This is a genomic window from Paenibacillus durus ATCC 35681, from assembly GCF_000993825.1.
Taxonomy (GTDB): Bacteria; Bacillota; Bacilli; order Paenibacillales; family Paenibacillaceae; genus Paenibacillus_AQ; species Paenibacillus_AQ durus_B.
In genome coordinates this window covers 3,002,399-3,017,079 of record NZ_CP011114.1, presented here as the reverse complement: position 1 = coordinate 3,017,079, position 14,681 = coordinate 3,002,399, and the positions used below count along the sequence as shown (strand labels likewise).

16 protein-coding genes are annotated in these 14,681 nt (G+C 50.6%); 12 read left to right on the top strand and 4 right to left on the bottom strand.

Features of this window, described 5'->3' with window-relative positions; genetic code table 11:
- Positions 1–9: 9 nt before the first annotated feature.
- The 11 genes from xseA to spo0A all read left to right on the top strand — a co-directional run bounded on the left by xseA (position 10) and on the right by spo0A (position 11,050).
- Entirely contained in the window at positions 10–1,395 is a 1,386-nt protein-coding gene (gene xseA / locus VK70_RS13870) for an exodeoxyribonuclease VII large subunit (protein WP_046723412.1), read from the top strand.
- Positions 1,364–1,624, top strand: coding sequence for an exodeoxyribonuclease VII small subunit (gene xseB / locus VK70_RS13865; protein ID WP_025691555.1), 261 nt, complete (start codon positions 1,364–1,366; stop codon positions 1,622–1,624). Before xseA ends, xseB begins: the two co-directional genes overlap by 32 nt.
- Positions 1,611–2,576 carry a polyprenyl synthetase family protein gene (locus VK70_RS13860; RefSeq protein ID WP_082210237.1) on the top strand — a complete coding sequence of 322 codons (966 nt, stop codon included), beginning with the start codon at positions 1,611–1,613 and terminating at the stop codon, positions 2,574–2,576. The genes xseB and VK70_RS13860 overlap by 14 nt, the downstream gene beginning before the upstream one ends.
- Positions 2,577–2,667: 91 nt before the next feature.
- On the top strand, positions 2,668–4,575 hold the full coding sequence (gene dxs / locus VK70_RS13855; RefSeq protein ID WP_025697837.1) for a 1-deoxy-D-xylulose-5-phosphate synthase: 1,908 nt from the start codon (positions 2,668–2,670) through the stop codon (positions 4,573–4,575).
- A 37-nt stretch (positions 4,576–4,612) separates the two neighbouring features.
- Positions 4,613–5,548, top strand: coding sequence for a TlyA family RNA methyltransferase (locus VK70_RS13850; protein WP_046723409.1), 936 nt, complete (start codon positions 4,613–4,615; stop codon positions 5,546–5,548).
- Positions 5,549–5,614: 66 nt separating this feature from the next.
- Positions 5,615–5,773 carry a hypothetical protein gene (locus tag VK70_RS28340; protein ID WP_158454068.1) on the top strand — a complete coding sequence of 53 codons (159 nt, stop codon included), beginning with the start codon at positions 5,615–5,617 and terminating at the stop codon, positions 5,771–5,773.
- Positions 5,774–5,916: 143 nt separating this feature from the next.
- Positions 5,917–6,087: a hypothetical protein gene (locus VK70_RS28335; RefSeq protein ID WP_158454067.1), complete on the top strand. Its 171-nt coding sequence runs from the start codon at positions 5,917–5,919 to the stop codon at positions 6,085–6,087.
- Between the two features lie 27 nt (positions 6,088–6,114).
- Complete coding sequence (gene ahrC, locus VK70_RS13840) at positions 6,115–6,561, top strand: transcriptional regulator AhrC/ArgR (RefSeq protein ID WP_025688531.1); 447 nt, start codon at positions 6,115–6,117, stop codon at positions 6,559–6,561.
- Between the two features lie 490 nt (positions 6,562–7,051).
- On the top strand, positions 7,052–8,794 hold the full coding sequence (gene recN, locus VK70_RS13835; protein WP_025697609.1) for a DNA repair protein RecN: 1,743 nt from the start codon (positions 7,052–7,054) through the stop codon (positions 8,792–8,794).
- A gap of 98 nt (positions 8,795–8,892) precedes the next feature.
- Positions 8,893–10,029 (top strand): SpoIVB peptidase, encoded by a 1,137-nt coding sequence (gene spoIVB / locus VK70_RS13830; RefSeq protein WP_036641653.1) that lies wholly within the window; start codon positions 8,893–8,895, stop codon positions 10,027–10,029.
- Between the two features lie 199 nt (positions 10,030–10,228).
- Positions 10,229–11,050, top strand: coding sequence for a sporulation transcription factor Spo0A (gene spo0A / locus VK70_RS13825; RefSeq protein WP_025697605.1), 822 nt, complete (start codon positions 10,229–10,231; stop codon positions 11,048–11,050).
- A 127-nt stretch (positions 11,051–11,177) separates the two neighbouring features.
- Here spo0A and VK70_RS13820 read toward each other — a convergent pair whose 3' ends face one another.
- The 4 genes from VK70_RS13820 to VK70_RS29540 form a co-directional block, all read right to left on the bottom strand.
- On the bottom strand, positions 11,178–11,708 hold the full coding sequence (locus VK70_RS13820) for a CDP-alcohol phosphatidyltransferase family protein (protein WP_025697603.1): 531 nt from the start codon (positions 11,706–11,708) through the stop codon (positions 11,178–11,180).
- A 258-nt stretch (positions 11,709–11,966) separates the two neighbouring features.
- Complete coding sequence (gene sda / locus VK70_RS27225; RefSeq protein WP_081754945.1) at positions 11,967–12,140, bottom strand: sporulation histidine kinase inhibitor Sda; 174 nt, start codon at positions 12,138–12,140, stop codon at positions 11,967–11,969.
- A 231-nt stretch (positions 12,141–12,371) separates the two neighbouring features.
- Positions 12,372–12,701 (bottom strand): LytTR family DNA-binding domain-containing protein, encoded by a 330-nt coding sequence (locus VK70_RS13815; RefSeq protein ID WP_025697602.1) that lies wholly within the window; start codon positions 12,699–12,701, stop codon positions 12,372–12,374.
- A 137-nt stretch (positions 12,702–12,838) separates the two neighbouring features.
- The gene (locus tag VK70_RS29540) at positions 12,839–13,342 is read right to left on the bottom strand and encodes an accessory gene regulator ArgB-like protein (protein WP_411431704.1); all 504 of its coding nucleotides are present in this window, start codon (positions 13,340–13,342) and stop codon (positions 12,839–12,841) included.
- 814 nt (positions 13,343–14,156) lie between these two features.
- Here VK70_RS29540 and VK70_RS13800 point away from each other — a divergent pair.
- Positions 14,157–14,675 (top strand): DinB family protein, encoded by a 519-nt coding sequence (locus VK70_RS13800; protein WP_025697595.1) that lies wholly within the window; start codon positions 14,157–14,159, stop codon positions 14,673–14,675.
- Positions 14,676–14,681: the final 6 nt, after the last annotated feature.

Sequence of the window (14,681 nt, the reverse complement as noted above, 5' to 3'; positions counted from 1 at the left end):
ACAGGCATCATGGCGGAGCGGAAGGTATATTCCATTAAAGATCTTAACCGTTACATCCGCATGAAGCTGGACTCGGATCATCTGCTCTCCGACGTGTGGATACGCGGGGAGATCTCCAATTTTACGCATCATGGCAGCGGACATATGTATTTTACGCTGAAGGATGAGAGCAGCCGCATCAAGGCAATTATGTTTGCTTCACATAACCAGCGGCTGCCTTTTGTGCCGAAGGAAGGTTCGCGGGTCATTGCCAGGGGCAATGTGACCGTGTACGAAAGGGACGGACAGTACCAATTCTACGCTACACATATGCAGCCCGACGGCATTGGCAGCTTGTACCTGGCCTATGAGCAGCTGAAGAAGAAGCTGGAGCAGGAGGGACTGTTCGCGGCGGAACTGAAGCGTCCGCTGCCTCGTTATCCGCGCTGCATCGGCGTCGTCACGTCGCCGACGGGCGCGGCGGTTCGGGATATTCTGATTACGCTGCGCAGACGGTTTCCGCAGGTGGCCATTGTGCTCTATCCTGTGCTTGTGCAGGGCAAGGGCGCGGCGCCTTCCATCGTGAAGGCCATCCGCGATCTGAACGCCATGGGCGAAGCGGATGTGCTCATCGTGGGCCGCGGCGGCGGCTCGCTGGAGGAGCTGTGGGCCTTCAACGAAGAAGCGGTAGCGAGGGCGATTGCCGCGTCGGATATTCCGGTCATCTCGGCCGTCGGCCATGAGACCGACTTTACAATCGCCGATTTCGCGGCCGATCTTCGCGCCGCGACGCCCACGGCCGCTGCGGAGCTGGCCGTGCCGCATGCCGCAGAGCTGGCTGCGCAGCTCCGCCAGCTGCAGCGCATGCTGCGCCAGGGGCTGCAGCGGCGCGCGCAGCGCGGGCGCGAGCGGCTCGCGGCGCTGCAGCGCTCGCCGGTGCTGGCCAGCCCGCGCCGGCACCTGCTCCAGCATGCGCAGCGGCTGGACATGCTGCGCCAGCGGCTCGGCCGCGCCGCCGAGGCGCGGCAGGCGCGGGCCCGCGAGCGGCAGGCGGTGCTGCATCACCGCCTGGAGCGGTATAGCCCGCGCGAAGGCGTCACCGCCGCGCGGCGCCGGAGCGACGCGGCAAGGCGCGAGCTTGCCGCCGCTATGAGAGCGCGTCTTGCGGACAAGCGCTCCCGCTTTGCGGCGGAGCTTAAGGCGCTGGACGCGCTCAGCCCGCTGAAGGTCATGGCGCGGGGGTACAGCCTTGTCTATGATGAGAAGGAACGGCATTTGATCAAATCGCTGAACGAGGTCCAGCTCGGCGACCTGGTGGTCGTCAAGCTGGCTGACGGTCAGCTGGATTGCCAGGTATGGGGTATGAAGGAGGATGCGAAGGATCATGGCGAAGGAAGAAGCGGAACTGGGGTTTGAGGAGGCAATGGACCAGCTGGAGCTGATCGTGCGTGAACTGGAGCAGGGCGACGTTCCGCTGGAGAAGGCGATCGATTTGTTTCAGCAGGGAATGAAGCTCTCGCAGCTGTGCGGGGCCAAGCTTGAGCAGGTGGAGCGCAAGATCGAAATGATTGTGGAAGAAGACGGAGAGCTTCGTAAGAAGCCGTTTGGCTCCTCGCTGGAAGGGGACGGCGATGACTCCTTTTAATAACGGTCTTCCCGAGAATGAACCGGCAGAAGCTCAGCGTGCTGAGTCCGCTAATCGCGAGCCTTTAAATGAATATATCGCCGGCGTGAGCGATCTTGTCACGGGTGAATTCAGGGCGTTGTTCCCGCCGCATTGGGAGGTTCCCGCCAAGCTGGCGGAGGCGATGAACTATTCGCTTCTCGCCGGCGGCAAGCGCCTTCGCCCTCTGCTCGTTATCGCAGCATGCGAAGCGATCGGAGGAAATCGGGAAGCGGCGCTTCCCGTGGCCGCGGCGATTGAAATGGTGCATACGTATTCATTGATTCATGATGATCTGCCCGCGATGGACGATGACGATTACCGGCGGGGAAGGCTGACGAACCATAAAGTGTACGGCGAAGCGGTAGCCATATTGGCGGGAGACGCCCTGCTGACGCATGCTTTTTACAGCGTCGTACAGGCTTCCCGCCGGCACGGGGCGCCTGCGGAGAGCGTTCTGTCCATTGTGGAGGATCTGGCGGAAATGGCCGGTCCGCGGGGTATGGTCGGCGGGCAGGCGGCCGACATGGAAGGTGAGCAGGGACTGACCGATCTTGAGAGCCTGCGCTACATTCATCTGCATAAGACGGGCGATCTGATCGTCTTCTCGCTGCTCGCTGGCGGGCGGATAGGTGGAGCTTCGGAGGAGCAGCTTGACGCCTTGCGCCGGTTCGGGGTCAGCATCGGGCTCGCGTTTCAGGTGCAGGACGATATCCTCGACCTCGTCGGCGACGAAAGCAAGCTGGGCAAGAAGACAGGCAGCGATGTCAAGCAGCAGAAGGTGACCTACCCCTATTTCATCGGGCTGGAGGCCTCCCGCCGGGAAGTGGAACGGCTGACGGAAGAAGCCAAGACCGCCGTTCGGGCGGGCGGATTTGCGGACGGGTCGCGGCTGCTCGAAATTGCCGATTACTTAATGTCCAGAGATCACTAAGGTTTACGGCATCGGGCTGATTTCGATAGCTGTTTCATATATGTTATAATGAAGGCTATACTTTACAACATCAGGAAAGCGGGGAGATCACGTGCTGCTTCCACAACTGAATGATCCTAAGCAACTGAAGTCGCTATCGATCGAAAAATTGAATACTCTGGCGGAGGAAATCCGCGGGTTTTTGATTGAGAAGCTGTCTGTGACCGGCGGACATCTCGCCTCCAATCTGGGAGTGGTGGAACTCACGCTGGCCCTGCATTACTGCTACAATAGTCCTCGGGATAAATTTATTTTCGATGTCGGACACCAGGCGTATGTCCACAAAATATTGACCGGCCGCAAGGACCGGTTCGATTCGCTGCGCAAGCAGAACGGGCTCTGCGGCTTTGTCAAACGGGCCGAAAGTGAGCATGACGTATGGGAGGCCGGTCACAGTAGCACTTCTCTCTCCGCCGCGATGGGCATGGCGATGGCCCGGGATTTCAAGGGAGAGGACAACAAGGTTATCGCGGTGATCGGCGATGGGGCACTTACCGGGGGCATGGCGTTCGAGGCGCTGAACCATATCGGACATGAGCGCCGCAAGCTGATGGTTATTCTTAATGATAATGAAATGTCCATCGCACCCAATGTCGGAGCTATGCATAACTATTTAAGCCGGATTCGCTCGGACCGCCATTATTTGCGGGCCAAGGACGAGGTGGAAGGGCTTCTTAGGAAGATTCCGGCGATCGGCGGCCGGCTGGCGAAGACTGCGGAACGGGTGAAAGACCGCCTCAAATATATGATGGTTCCCGGCGTTCTGTTCGAGGAACTGGGCTTTACATATCTTGGACCTGTGGATGGACACGATCTTGCGACCATGATCGATACGTTCCATCAGGCCGACAATGTGGCGGGTCCCGTACTGGTGCACGTGCTCACCACGAAGGGCAAAGGCTATAAGCCGGCGGAAGCCGATTCCTATAAATGGCACGGCATCACGCCGTACAAGATTGAATCCGGCCAGGTGCTGAAGGCTGTCGGCAATCCGATGTATACGGAAGTATTCGGCGAGACCTTGATTGAGCTTGGGCGCCAGGATGAGCGGCTGATCGCCGTAACTCCAGCTATGCCGGGAGGCTCCGGCCTGTTTCCGTTCTCGAAGGAATTTCCCGGCCGGATGATTGACGTAGGCATCGCGGAGCAGCATGCGGCGACGCTGTGCGCCGCGCTGGCGATGGAGGGAATGAAGCCGGTATTTGCGGTCTATTCCACCTTCATGCAGCGCGCTTATGACCAGATTGTACACGACATCTGCCGGCATAACGCGAACGTGATGTTCGCCATCGACCGGGCGGGATTTGTCGGAGCAGACGGAGAGACGCATCAGGGGGTATACGATATCGCTTTTATGCGGCATATCCCGAATATCGTCTTGATGATGCCCAAGGATGAGAACGAGCTGCGCCATATGATGAAGACGGCGCTGGAATATGATGAAGGCCCGATTGCATACCGTTATCCCCGTGTGAACGGCACCGGAGTGGCGCTTGATCCGGAGCTTCGCTGCCTGCCGATCGGTTCGTGGGAACGGCTTCGTCCGGGCGATGACATTGCCGTTATCACTTGCGGACCGATGGTGCAGTTGGCCGAAGAGGCGGCTGACCAGCTCAAACGGGAAGGAGTCCAGGTTGGCGTCATCAATGCCCGGTTCCTGAAGCCGCTGGACGGCTCCATGCTGCAGGGTCTTGCCCGGGCCGGAACGAAGATGATCGTGCTTGAGGAAGCGAGCCAGGCGGGGAGTCTGGGCAGCGCTGTGCTCGAGTATTATGCCGAGCATGGGCTGCATGCTGTCAGCGTAGAACTGATGGGCGTGCCGGATATATTTGTCGAGCACGGCTCGATTAAGGAGCAGCGTCAGCTAACGGGACTTACCGTTGAAGCGCTGTGCGGACGGATCAAATCGATGAGGGCGGCAAGCTCTTATCCTTACGGCAAGACGACTACATCTTCGTAAGCTTATGAACATGCGAGAATAGAAGTTGGAGATGACTATGGAGCACGGTAAAGAAAAAGAACGGAGTCCTAAGGAAAGAATCGACGTTCTGCTTGTCGAGCAGGGCTTCTATGAAAGCCGAGAGAAGGCCAAAGCAGCCATAATGGCCGGCCTAGTGCTTGCCAATGAAGAACGCATCGAGAAGGCCGGTATGAAGGTGCCGCGAAGTGCTGTCCTCAAGGTGAAAGGCGCTGTACACCCTTACGTCAGCAGGGGAGGGCTTAAGCTGGAAAAGGCGCTGCGCCTTTTTGGCATCAACGTAGCAAGCCGAACAATGCTGGATATCGGAGCTTCCACCGGAGGGTTCACCGATTGCGCTCTTCAGAACGGAGCAAGCTATGTTTATGCCATCGACGTAGGCTATAACCAGCTGGATTGGTCGCTGCGGGAAGATGAACGGGTATGCGTCATGGAGCGGACGAATTTCCGGTATATGACGCCGCCCGATCTTAAAGGTCCCGTTCCGGATTTCGCTAGTATCGATGTTTCTTTCATCTCCCTAAAGATAATTCTTCCTCCGCTCATGGCGCTGCTGGACCGCCCGGCTGACATTGTAGCGCTGATCAAGCCTCAATTCGAGGCCGGACGGGAAAAGGTCGGCAAATCCGGCGTTGTACGCGATCCGGCGGTTCATCGGGAAGTGCTGGAGAATGTGCTGACAATGGCGCGTGATCTTGGTTTTATGCTCAAGGGGCTGACCTTTTCGCCGATAACGGGCGGCGAGGGCAACATCGAATTTCTGGCCCACTGGCGTCTTGAACCGGAGGGTGTACAAAATAGCGGCGGAGCCGCTGACCAGGGGGAAGTTTCCCCCGATCAGGCTTCCTCTGAGTCTAACGGCGATTTTGCCGCAATTGCGAAAGACGTGGTGGCGGAAGCCGCAGGCACGTTCGGCGGTCAGGCTTCCACTCATGGAAACTCATCGAGACGATGAGTTTCTTTTGGCTATTTGGAGGGATTTAGCCCTATCTGCTCGAATAGATCACCGAGGTGATTTCCGATGACGGGTAGCCCGGACAAGGCGGTTATGGCGCTGATCGGCGTTGGACTGGCAGTATGGGTCGTCTACCGCATTTATGTATGGCTCCAGAGCTCGCCGCGTTCCTTTTTGCAGGATCATATTCCGCTGAATGAAGAGATTACCCCCACCCTGCCGTAAGTCTGCTGGAAGATGCAGGTTATGAAGTTGTTGGCGGCAAGCTGAAAATTCCGCTGTCCTTTAATATTGACGGCGCTCCGCTGTACAGCCGGCTGTTTGTCGATTACGTCGCTGCCTCGGAGGATGGCACACAGTATCTTGTCGTGCTTGCCCGTCCGCGGCGTTCGCTGGAGTGGACCGGAAGCGGGGTGCGGGACATGCTGCTTCCTTATCTCCTGATTTATCCGGGGGTTGGGGGACTGCTCTATGTGAACGCTCCGGCCGCCACGGTCAATGTGATCACATTTGGCAGGGATGATGGAGAGAATGACTAGCATTTTTTATTACACGGGAGGCTTTTCATGAAAGGTCAAAGACATATCAAAATACGAGAAATCATTACCCATAGGGATATTGAAACTCAGGATGAACTGGTTGAAGCGCTTCGAAGCGCGGGTTTCCAGGTTACTCAGGCGACCGTATCCAGGGATATCAAGGAACTGCTGCTGATCAAGGTTCCAATGGATGACGGGAGATATAAATATTCGCTGCCTACCGATCAGCGTTACAACCCGACACAGAAGCTGAGACGGGTGCTCGTGGACAATTTTGTGCATATCGACTATTCGGGCAATCTTGTTGTCATGAAATGTCTGCCTGGAACGGCTAACTCCGTCGCCGCGCTGATTGATAGTATCGAGTGGCCGCAAATCATGGGAACAATCTCCGGTGATGATACGATTTTGATTATCTGCCGGGAGACGGAGGACAGCAAACAAGTAGTATCGCAAATTATGGGTTACATTTAATTTATTGTCAGCGATCGACAACCCCTTTCCCTATGCGCATGGGATGAATCGGCTCCGGACAAGGGAGGGTCTTTGCCCTCTTCATTGTCCCCGATCTTCAACCACCTTGTTCGATCTATTCCTTAGCCATTCTTGCAACCCCTTTGGCTGCTTTCTTTCACATTCAACGCTTTAATTTCATTCCCTCCCGCCTGACAGTAACTTTTTTACTTAAAGCTCTTGACTCCGAACTTATGTTCGGTCATACTTTGTTTATGGTCTCGCTCACGGGACAGGCCTTAACCGATATTTAGAAGCCAATCCGAACATCCGGGCCGACGGCAATAAAATGCTGACGGTGTAAATCTTAAATGAATTGCCGGAAAGACAAGGTTAGCTGGGCTAACGTTTTTTCGGGTAGATGGGTTACCCAAGAGCCATCCTTTCGCTAAGCATTAGTCTATGGAGAGCTCAAAGGGCATGTTATTTATGCGTCGGAGGTGCAATAATTGTGCTTGAAACATTATCTATTCGCAACCTGGCGGTTGTCGAGTCGGTAGATGTCTACTTTTATCCGGGCTTTCACGTGCTTACCGGCGAGACGGGCGCGGGCAAATCAATTATCATCGATGCGCTTGGATTAATTGCCGGGGCCAGAGGCTCGGCGGAATCCATTCGCTACGGCTGCGAGAAGGCGGAGATGGAAGCCCTGTTCAGCCTGCCAAGCGGACATTCGGTCTGGAGCACACTGGAGAAGCTTGGAATCAGGGCGCAGAAAGAGGAGCATTTAATTATACGCCGGGAGCTGAACTCCCAGGGAAAGAGTACTTCAAGAGTTAATGGCCAAATGGTAAATCTGACGATGCTGCGGGAAATTGGCGAGCAGCTTGTCAATATCCACGGCCAGCATGAGCATCAGAATCTGCTGAGACCAGAGCGGCATCTGGGGCTGCTGGATACGTATGGAGAATCTGTGATCGGGCCGCTGAAGGCGGAATATCAGGAGAAATATTCAAAGTTTGCCCAAGTGGAGAAAGAACTGCGCGAGCTGCAGGATTCGAGCCAAAAAAGCTACCAGATGCTTGACCTGTACCGGTTTCAATTGGAGGAGATCTCTTCTGCTGCCTTAAAGCCGGGAGAAGATGAATTACTTTCCGAGGAACGGGTCAAACTATCCTATAGCGAGAAAATGATGGATTCCATCTCCGGCGCTTACGAGCTGCTGAATGGCCGCCAGGGGCTTGAAGCGATCAGCAATGTTATTTCCACGCTGGAGGAAGTTGCCCGTTATGACGAAAAAGCGCTGAAGCCTGTTCTGGAACAGCTTCAATCGTCTTTTTATCAATTGGAGGACGCCTCTTTTCAGCTGCGCGACTACCGCGAAGACATTGAATTCAACCCGGCAAGGCTGGAAGAAGTGGAGAACCGGCTTGATCTCATCTCCGGCCTGCGGCGTAAATACGGCGACAGCGTGGAGCAAATTCTGGAGTATTACGAGCAGATTTCCCGCGAAACCGATTTGCTTGAGAATAAGGACGAATATTTGGATAAACTTACGGTTAAACGGGACGCTCTGCTTGGCGAGCTGATGGAGACAGCGGTGCAGCTTAGCGAAGCCCGGCGTCAGTGTGCGGCGGATCTGGCGTCACAGGTCGAAGGTGAACTGAAGGACCTGCAAATGGAGCGAACTTCCCTTGAAGTTAAGATAGATACGCTTGATGATCCACGGGGAGTAGAATACGAAGGACGCCGCATCCGGTTAACCCGGCAGGGTATCGACAGTGCGGAGTTTATGATTTCACCCAATCCCGGCGAGCCGCTGCGTCCGTTGAGCAAAATCGCTTCGGGCGGCGAGCTGTCGCGTATCATGCTGGCAATGAAGAGCATCTTCGCAAGGCATGAGGATATCCCCGTTCTGATATTCGACGAAGTGGATACTGGGGTTAGCGGACGTGCGGCTCAATCCATCGCCGATAAGCTCTACCGGCTGTCCTCAACATGCCAGGTCTTCTCCATTACTCACCTGCCGCAGGTGGCCTGCATGGCGGACCATCAGTATCTTATCCGCAAAAAGGTGCAGGAAGGCCGTACAATGACTGAGGTGGAGGCTCTGTCCGAAGAAGGACGGGTCAAGGAACTGGCCAGAATGCTGGGCGGTGTGGAGATTACCGAAAAAACGCTGCATCATGCGCAGGAAATGCTTAATCTGGCGGAGGCCAGCAAGGCTGGAGAGGCCCAACCGGTTAAGTATTGACAGTAATAAAAGCCTGGGGGCAGGGTTATCTTATAGGTACGCAATTGGCGACCACTTTTTTCGTCAAGCGAAAGAAGCAAAAGGGAGCGTGACAGCCTTTGAAGCCCAACCTCAGGAAGTTAATGCCAGGTCTTTTATTTGCGTTCTTTCTTAGCGTTTCAGGATTGACCGTTCCGAGTTCCGGCTATGCCTCGAATGCCGAAATCATTCATGGGCGGGCCGCGGCCCAACACGAAGCGGGGCAGGATATCAGGGTGTTTCCCGGCGGACAGACAATCGGCGTTAAAGTGAAGTCAGCAGGCGTGCTGGTTGTGGGACATCATCTTGTCGATGTGTCGGGGCAAACCAAAATATCACCAGGCGAGACGAGCGGACTGCTGCCGGGCGATCTTATGGTATCCATTGACGGCGTCAAGCTGAACGAGATAAGCAGGGTGTCGGATCTGGTAAAGCAGGCAGGAGATACCGGCAGAGAACTCAACATCCGTTATATTCGTGAAGGTAAGGAACGAACAGCCAGACTGAAACCGGCTTACGATCGAAATGACAAGGTATGGCGGCTCGGCTTGTATATCAGGGATTCCGCTGCGGGCGTCGGAACACTGACTTTTTATGCTCCCCACGAGGGCGTTTATGGAGCGCTGGGACATGTTATTACCGATATGAATACCGGTACTCCGATTGTTGTGGGGAGCGGTCATATCGTCGAATCAAACGTAACCTCCATCTCCAAAAGCCAAGACGGCGATCCTGGAGAGAAACGTGCGGTTTTCATGAAGGAAGGTCAAGTGCTCGGCAACGTTGAAAGCAACACCGATTTCGGAATTTTCGGTAAAATGGGGCGTAATCCGGGTCACAGCTTGTATCGTGAACCCATTCCTGTGGCTATGAGCAGTGAGGTTAAGGAAGGTCCAGCGCAAATTCTTACTGTAGTTGAAGGCCAGCGGGTCGAGCGGTTCAATGTTGAAATTATCCATGTATCCCGTCAGCAGGAGCCGGCTACGAAAGGGATGGTCCTGCGGATCACCGATTCCAGGCTGATCGATAAGACCGGGGGTATTGTGCAGGGCATGAGCGGCAGCCCTATTCTTCAGCAAGGTAAGCTGGTCGGTGCAGTGACGCATGTCTTCGTCAATGATCCTAAATCCGGCTACGGTTGTTTCATCGAATGGATGCTCAAAGATTCGGGCGCGGCTCAGCAGCATAGTTTTCAACCAAATCTTAAGGCGGTTTAGCCTTAAGATTTTTTTGTCGAACGTTCATGAAGATAATCGAATAGTGTAATAAAATTATTAATTATAAATCATGGCTAAAAAAAAATAAAGAAAAATAATTTTCGACAGAAGGAAATTCATTCCACATGTCGAAATCATTATGCAGAGAACATAAAACGCTGTTTGATAAAAGCAGATATTCATAAGGAGGAAACAACCAGTGCAAAATATTGAAGTATTGTTGGCTGATGATAATCGGGAATTCACTAATTTGCTTGCCGAGTATATTTCCGAGCAGGAAGATATGACGGTTACTGGAATTGCGTACAATGGTGAAGAAGTGGTTCAATTATTAAGCCAAGCCCGCAAGATTCCCGACGTTCTCATCCTTGATATCATTATGCCGCATCTTGACGGACTGGGTGTTCTCGAACGCCTGCGGGAGCTGGACTTGAATCCCCAACCTAAGATCATTATGCTGACGGCATTCGGTCAGGAGAATATCACACAAAGAGCAGTGCAACTCGGAGCATCATATTATATTTTGAAACCGTTTGATATGGAAGTGCTCGCGAACCGTGTGCGGCAGCTTGTTGGAACCCAGATTGGCAATGTCACGGCCAGTTCTCCTTCCGGTTCTCAAATCTTCTCGTCGGTCAAATCCAATGTCGTTCCGCTGTCCAAAGGAAAAAATTTGGATGCCAATATCACGTCGATCATACATGAAATCGGTGTTCCTGCGCATATTAAGGGATATCAGTATTTGCGTGAGGCCATTACGATGGTATATAACAACATTGAAATTCTCGGTGCCATCACGAAGACGCTCTATCCAGCCATCGCCGAAAAATTCAAGACAACGCCGTCACGCGTAGAGCGGGCGATTCGCCACGCCATCGAGGTAGCCTGGACGCGCGGCAACATCGACTCCATCAGCCACCTGTTCGGCTACACGATCAACATCTCGAAATCCAAACCAACCAATAGTGAATTCATCGCGATGGTGGCAGACAAGCTGCGGATCGAGCATAAGGTATCTTGAAAGGGTAAGGATCAGTGAGCCGAAAGTAAGTATCGAACGAATGGATACCGCTATTTACTGGGTTTGCCATAAATCCAATAAATAGCGGTATTTGTTGTGACAGATTTTAAGAGATTCAATAGGCTGCTCATTTGATAAAAATACTTACTCTATTGACTTGCAGTTCCCTTGATGTCAGTTGAATAATCAATTCCTCAAGCGCGGATAGACTGGCTGCAACACAAATGATATCCATCAACACAGTTGGGTGAAAATAGGGAAGCATGAATGGAAATATGAATAATGCGAGGCCGGTAAATTTATTTCCGTAAGTGTGAAGAATTGCAAAGGTTTTATACTTTTTGAAGGCTGCAATCATCGATACCAGTCTGATTATGCCAATTGAAATTATCCAAATGACGGTTTCTGTTGCAGGATTTACGATTGGATAGAGAACGACTATTAATACACCAGTCATTATTAAGTCTGCGATAGAGTCGAGCTTCTCGCCAAGTCTGCTGGTTGTCCCTGTGCTTCTGGCAATAAATCCATCCATAATATCAGTGAATCCACAAATACTGTATATTGCGTAAAAAGCTGTGCTTAATGGGGCAACAAAAATCAAAATTAGCGAAAAAATAATTCTGCTGGACGATATGTAATTTGGTACTGCTTTCATGTTGTCACCTCGCCTAAAGGAACGAAACAAACCGCTTAATGAATTGACCGAATCGGATTTCCACAGAATTCACAGCTATCTGAAAAAAGATTACCACATTGTCTTGAAGTAGCGGGGATAAATATAGGTGGAGCTCTTTAGATAAGAGGATAAGATTCAGGCGAAGAACGTAAAATAACCCACCAGAATTGGAAGCGACTGCCTCTTGTATAGAGGAAGCGGCTTCTATCTGGTATTCTTCTTTATTTAAGGCGCATGCTAGTAGCTTTCACAGTGCTCCGGTCTTCTTTTCATCAGAACGTCTTCGATAATTTCTATAAATTCGGGAGCTGCCTTCGCCTCTACCGCCAACTCATAGATGTTAAATAGCTGTTCATCGGTTAATAATTCAAGTGAGGAGGGGCGCGGAGAAGGAGTAAAATGATAGTCCATTAGATTCCTCCATAAGTTAATTAGTTTCTTGAAAATACATCCTTTCCAAATGGTACCATCTATCCCTCTCCTTGTCTCCCCTGATTCTCCCTCTCAATTTCTCTTTACAAATGATGGATAATATGGCATAATAATTGTTCTTCTTAAAGCAGCTATATATTTAAAAAAGCAGTACGATAAATTGACCAGCAATTTGTCGCGCTGCTTTTTAATGGAGTGAAGCAGTTATACTTACGTTTTTTTGTCTACCGCACCTAGAAATCTTTGGACGCGTCTTTCGTTTGCCTCCGAAACTGTTGCGAATTGTTCTCCCGATTGGAAGTGCACAATCTTGCGACTAGCATCGTAGTCGTTAATATTATTCATATTGACGACATTGCTTCGGTCAAGACGCTCAAATCCCCGGCTTCCATAGGCGGCAAACAGGTCAGACAAAGTTGTGGGGAGAACAAACTCGCCTTCTTTCGTATGGACGTATATTGTATTCTTGTAATTGGAGAAATACAATATTTCTTCCTCTTTAACTTCCAGGGAGGAACCGTCTTTTAGTAGAACACGCATGTTTTCCCCATCCTTAATTGATTACTTGCGCAGTTCTTGCGGGATTTCAGGGCTGTTCATGCCAATTTTCATTACGGAAGCAAAGAAGCGCGCAGAAGCGGAAAGAGCAGAAGAGGCATGTTTGGCAACAGTTTTTTTCATGATCGCAACCTCCTTTCCCAGGGTATAATCGTTAAAGATTGGATGAAAAATGCTAGCGCCATATTAGAAGACCCAATCCAGAAGTTGAAGCAGACCAGCAAAATCGAAGCGCATTTAAGGTAAGGGAACCATTTTACTGGAATTTGAGCATTTTTATCCGGATTGGGAGCAAAAAGAATCATCATAATCAGAGATACGGCGTTCATGGTCCAAAGCATAGTCCCGCTAACCGCAAAAAAATAAGGAATGAAGGAATAGATGAAGGTAGAGGCTATATTACAGGCGGTAGCCGTCTTTAGATGAAAGCCTCCCGAACATACTCGCAATAGACTAAAACATAGCATAAAGGTTAGTGTCGCTTCAAAATTTCCTAATAACCAGCTAATTAATGAAGATGCAGCAAAAGTGAGAAGGGTGTTCATAATGATGCCCAGGGAGTAGGCCATCACTTCAGCGGAACTGGTCTCTTCCGGATTCGCGCGTTTAATAGCGACAGCGATTTTGTTGGCTAAGGTATTCAGAATATATCACCACGATCTTTTTTGGTAGAGAAATATAAATAACCTATTAATACCGTAGCATAGAACAAAGGAATCAGAAATGAATACTGATTTAAATATCTAGTGAAGTAAATATTTAAGTAAAAGGCTAGAAAAGACGGAACAGATAAGATAAATAATACAATGTCCCGCTTGCTAAGTATGATTTTGCCATCTGGTTTATCGGGTATAAAATCGAAGCCTTTTCTCTTTTTGCGAATATAATAACCTATAAATATAACAACAGAGTCTGTTATTAATTGCATCAGAAATATTCCAGTTGAGACGATGGGGAAGTTCAGTTGATAAATCCCCGTGATATTTATGACAATATAGATTAGGGATTGTATAAACATAAATGCCTGAAGAGCTGTGCCAGCTACAATAATGGCATAAAAGATATGTATCCGAAACAGCATCCATAAAAAACAGACAAACAGAACATATTGTAAGAAAACATCAAGAAACGCGTAACTATGCTCTACTCTAATTACGTATGAGAAGAAAGTCATGATCAAGCTTGCGAAGATGATTTCTTTTAAATAAAGATCAATCTTAAAAAGCTTCAAAGCAATATAAAAGAGTGAAGCAGTATCTAAAACCGAAAAAAACACGTAAAATATAAAATTAACCAATTCAGACACTCTCCAAGTGTGCAAACTCTCATTTCCTGATTCTTGAAATTAGTATAGCGAATAATATACAATTCAACAACAGATAATTACACTTTCCACCAAATATTTCTTTTTATTCTCAATTTGAGAGGAGATACGTTATGAATCAACGTCTGTTAAAAGGAGAATATGTAGAAAATTACGAAAAATACCTTAAATTGGTGACGGAAAAAGGAGAGCTTACCGATGTGCTGCAGGAGCAATCGAAGACTGCGTTCACCTTGTTTGAAGGATTGACCGAGGAGCAGGGGAATTATCGGTATGCCCCGGAAAAATGGAGCGTCAAGCAGCTGCTCGGTCATTTGACCGACAGTGACCGGATTTTCGCCTATCGCGTGCTGCGGATATCAAGAGGAGATCAGACGCCGCTTCCCGGGTATGATGAGAATGATTTCGTGAATGCAGCCGGGTTCGATTCCTATTCCCTGGAGGAGCTGATCGGGCAATATAAAGCCTCGCGCCAATCGACTCTGTCGTTGTTTGCGGCCATTCCGGATGAAGCGTGGACCCGTAAAGGCTCCTCGAACGGCCATCCTATTACGGCTAGGGCGCAGGCCTGCTTATTGATCGGTCATGAGCTTCATCATTTGAATATAATTAAGGAACGTTACTTGTATTAATCAAAG